Source organism: Acidimicrobiales bacterium (assembly GCA_035316325.1).
GTDB lineage: Bacteria > Actinomycetota > Acidimicrobiia > Acidimicrobiales > VFJN01 > DASXTK01.
Window position 1 is genome coordinate 1 of the sequence record DATHJB010000102.1, and the last position, 3,064, is coordinate 3,064.

General features: G+C 72.6%; 4 protein-coding genes. 3 read left to right on the forward strand and 1 reads right to left on the reverse strand.

Going from position 1 to position 3,064, the window contains the following annotated elements:
* The first annotated feature begins 469 nt into the window (after positions 1-469).
* Positions 470-1,165: a septum formation initiator family protein gene (locus VK611_13790; GenBank protein HMG42405.1), complete on the forward strand. Its 696-nt coding sequence runs from the start codon at positions 470-472 to the stop codon at positions 1,163-1,165.
* A 63-nt stretch (positions 1,166-1,228) separates the two neighbouring features.
* Here VK611_13790 and VK611_13795 read toward each other — a convergent pair whose 3' ends face one another.
* Complete coding sequence (locus VK611_13795; protein ID HMG42406.1) at positions 1,229-2,149, reverse strand: acyl-ACP desaturase; 921 nt, start codon at positions 2,147-2,149, stop codon at positions 1,229-1,231.
* A gap of 68 nt (positions 2,150-2,217) precedes the next feature.
* Here VK611_13795 and VK611_13800 point away from each other — a divergent pair, with 68 nt between their 5' ends.
* A complete protein-coding gene (locus VK611_13800; protein HMG42407.1) occupies positions 2,218-2,724 on the forward strand; it encodes a DUF501 domain-containing protein in 507 nt (168 codons plus the stop codon).
* Positions 2,725-2,734: 10 nt separating this feature from the next.
* Positions 2,735-3,064: exopolyphosphatase (locus VK611_13805; GenBank protein HMG42408.1), on the forward strand; the 330-nt coding region annotated here is incomplete at its 3' end.

The following is a 3,064-nucleotide window of genomic DNA, read 5'->3' on the forward strand; positions in this document are numbered from 1 at the left end:
CCCGTTCGCCCCCGAGCCCCTCCCCGTCATCCCCTCCGACCCCCCCGCCGAGGACCCCACCCTCGAGGACCTGGACGACGACCCCCGTCCCGCTGCCGACGAGCGGCCGTCGCGCCGGGCCCGCCCGGTGGAGCCATCGGCGGCCGAACCCTTCGAGTTCGCCCGCTACTTCGAGCGCCTGCAAAACGCCGATCGCCCGACCAGGCCGCCCGCGAGTCCTGTCGATCGTTCGGGTGACGACGATCGCCCTGCCGGGATGCCGGCGGGTCCCGTCGGTCGTTCGGGCAGCGACGATGATCGTCCGCCGAGGCCGTCCGCGGATCCTGTGGATCGTTCGGGTGACGACGATCGCCCTGCCGGGCTGCCTGCGGGTCCCGTTGAGCGGCGGGGTCATGGGGAGCGGCCGGCGAACCCCGGGCCCGGTGGTCGTGGCCGTCGTCGGGGGCCGGGGCGGCCCGAGGAAGGGGCCGTGCGGCTGGGGCCGCGGAAGCGGGTGGTGGCGGAGGAGGAGCGGAGGGTCGGGCCGGCGGTGGCGGCGAGTCGGCGGGCCCATCCGACGGCGCGGGCGTCGGTCTCGAGGTGGCCCGGGAGCAACGCCGGGGCCTTGCCACCCGACTTCCCCGGGGGCGGTCGGGATGACGTGCGGTTGCTCCTCGTCGCCGACCCGCCGCCGAGCACCGAGCGTGCCAAGAACGCCAAGGCCAAGGACCCCAAAGCCCGGCGCTCCCTGCCGATCCGCCCGCCGCAGAGCTTCAACAACGTCGTGGCGGCCGTGTACGCCGCCCTCGCCGACCCGCTGGCGGCCGACAGCGCCGAGGCCCGGGAGCAGCGGGCGGCCCGGGTCCGCGAGGTGGGCCTCATCGCCGCGTCGACGGCTCTGGTGGCGCTGCTGGTCTACGGCATCTTCCCGGTGCGGACGTTCCTGAACCAGCGGGCGGCGACGTCCGACGCGGAGGAGCGCCTGGAGCGGATCGCCGAGGCCAACGACCGCCTGACCGGTGAGGTCGAGCAGCTCCAGGACGACGACGAGATCGAGCTGCGCGCCCGCAGCGACTACGGCTGGGTGTTCCCCGGCGAGGAGTCGTACGGCGTCCTGCCGTCCCCGTTGGCGACGACGACCACCACGGCCCCCGAAGCCGCCGACGCCGACGAGAACGACGACTGAGACCGAGATCTCGACTCAGATGGCGTCATAGCGACCAGCTCTGTCGAGGTTTCGCCCCTGGGACTACACCGCAGCAAGCATGCGTTCCCGGCGCTCGGCCTGCCGCTCGCCCGCCTTGCCCACCCGTCGGATGTAGGTGAGCAGCGAGTCACGCGCCCGCTCGGCGTCGTCGTCGAGACCCGTGAGGTTCTCGATGCCCCAGTGGCGCACGACCACCGGCACCAGGATGTTGTCGTGGTGCACCTTGAAGTCGTAGATGCCGGCCCGGGCGATGGCACGGGCGTGCGTGGCGAAGTCGAGGATGCCGGTGCCGGGCATCTCGAAGTCGCGCACCTGCCGCTCGATGGCGAGCACCATGGACGACGGGTCCATCTCGAGCGCCCGCGTCGACAGGTCGCGGTAGAAGAGGTAGTGCCGGTTCTCGTCGGCGGCGACCCGCTTCATCACCTCGTAGCCGACCGGGTCGTCGACCATCTTCCCGGTGTTGTGGTGGGCGATGCGGGTGGCCAGCTCCTGCAACGCCACGTAGACGAGGCCGTCGGTGGGGAGCTCGGGCTCGGGCACCTCGCCGCACTGCACCTGGGCCATCCGCGCCCGCTCCAGGGTGACGGGGTCGATCGCCCGGGTCACCGTCAGGTAGTCGCGGATCACGATGGAGTGGCGGCCCTCCTCGGCGGTCCAGCGGCGCACCCACTCACCCCAGGCGGAGTGGCGCCCGAACATCGCCTCGATCGTGCGGAAGTAGTAGGGCAGGTTGTCCTCGGTGAGGAGGTTCACGAAGAGACTGGAGCGCACCTGCTCGGGCAGGGTGGTCTCCTCGGGGGTCCACTCCCAGTCGGGCTCGAAGTCGCGTCCCCGGCTCCACGGCACAAGGTCGTGGGGGAACCACTCCTTGGCCTGGCTCGTGTGGCGGTCGAGCAGCTCGCCCACGTAGGGCTCCAGCTGGTTCAACATGTCGGCGAAGTCTTCGCGAGACGTAAGCACGGCTAAAGCCTACCTACTGGTCGGTAGGGAAACCTAGAGAGCTCGTTCCGGTGCGCCAGACTGCGAGGGTGAGCGCAGCGAGCGAGGCCGACCGGGTCGAGGTGGAGCGACTCCTCGGACGTCCCGCCCGCGGCGACTTCGAGGTGGTGGTGCGCCGGGCCGACGGGGCGCCGGTGGTGATCCGCAACGCACCCCTGCTCGACGACGGTACACCCATGCCCACCCGCTACTGGCTGCTCGGCGAGCCCGAGCGGACCGAGGTGGGCCGGCTGGAGAGCGAGGGAGGCGTCGACGCCGCGGAGGCCGAGGTCGACGCCGACGAGCTGGCCGCCGCCCACGAGCGCTACCGGGCCGAGCGCGACGCCGCCGTCCCGCCCGACCACCAGGGCCCCCGGCCGTCGGGCGGCGTCGCCGGCACCCGCGTCGGGGTGAAGTGCCTGCACGCCCACTACGCCTGGTTCCTCGCCGGCGGGGACGACCCGGTGGGCCGCTGGGTCCACGAGCGCATCCACGAACGCCTCCACGTACCGAAACCGCCCGGATCGACTGGCGGACGCCCGACGGCGGCCCGGTAGCGTCGAGCGGATGAGCGAGCGTGCCGTCGCGGCGGTGGACCTGGGGACGAACTCCAGCCGTCTTCTCGTCGGGCGGCCGACCGGCGATGGCGACTTCACCACGCTGGTCCGCCGCAACACCATCACCCGCATGGGCCAGGACGTCGACGCCACCGGCGTGCTGGCGCCCGAGGCGATCGCCCGGGTGCTCGACTGCCTCCGCGACTACAAGCACGACATCGAGGAGCACGGCGTCGAGCGGCTGCGCATCGCCGCCACGTCGGCCGCCCGCGACGCCGGCAACCGCGAGGAGTTCTTCGACCAGGTCGAGGCGGTGATCGGTCAGCGGCCGGAGCTGCTG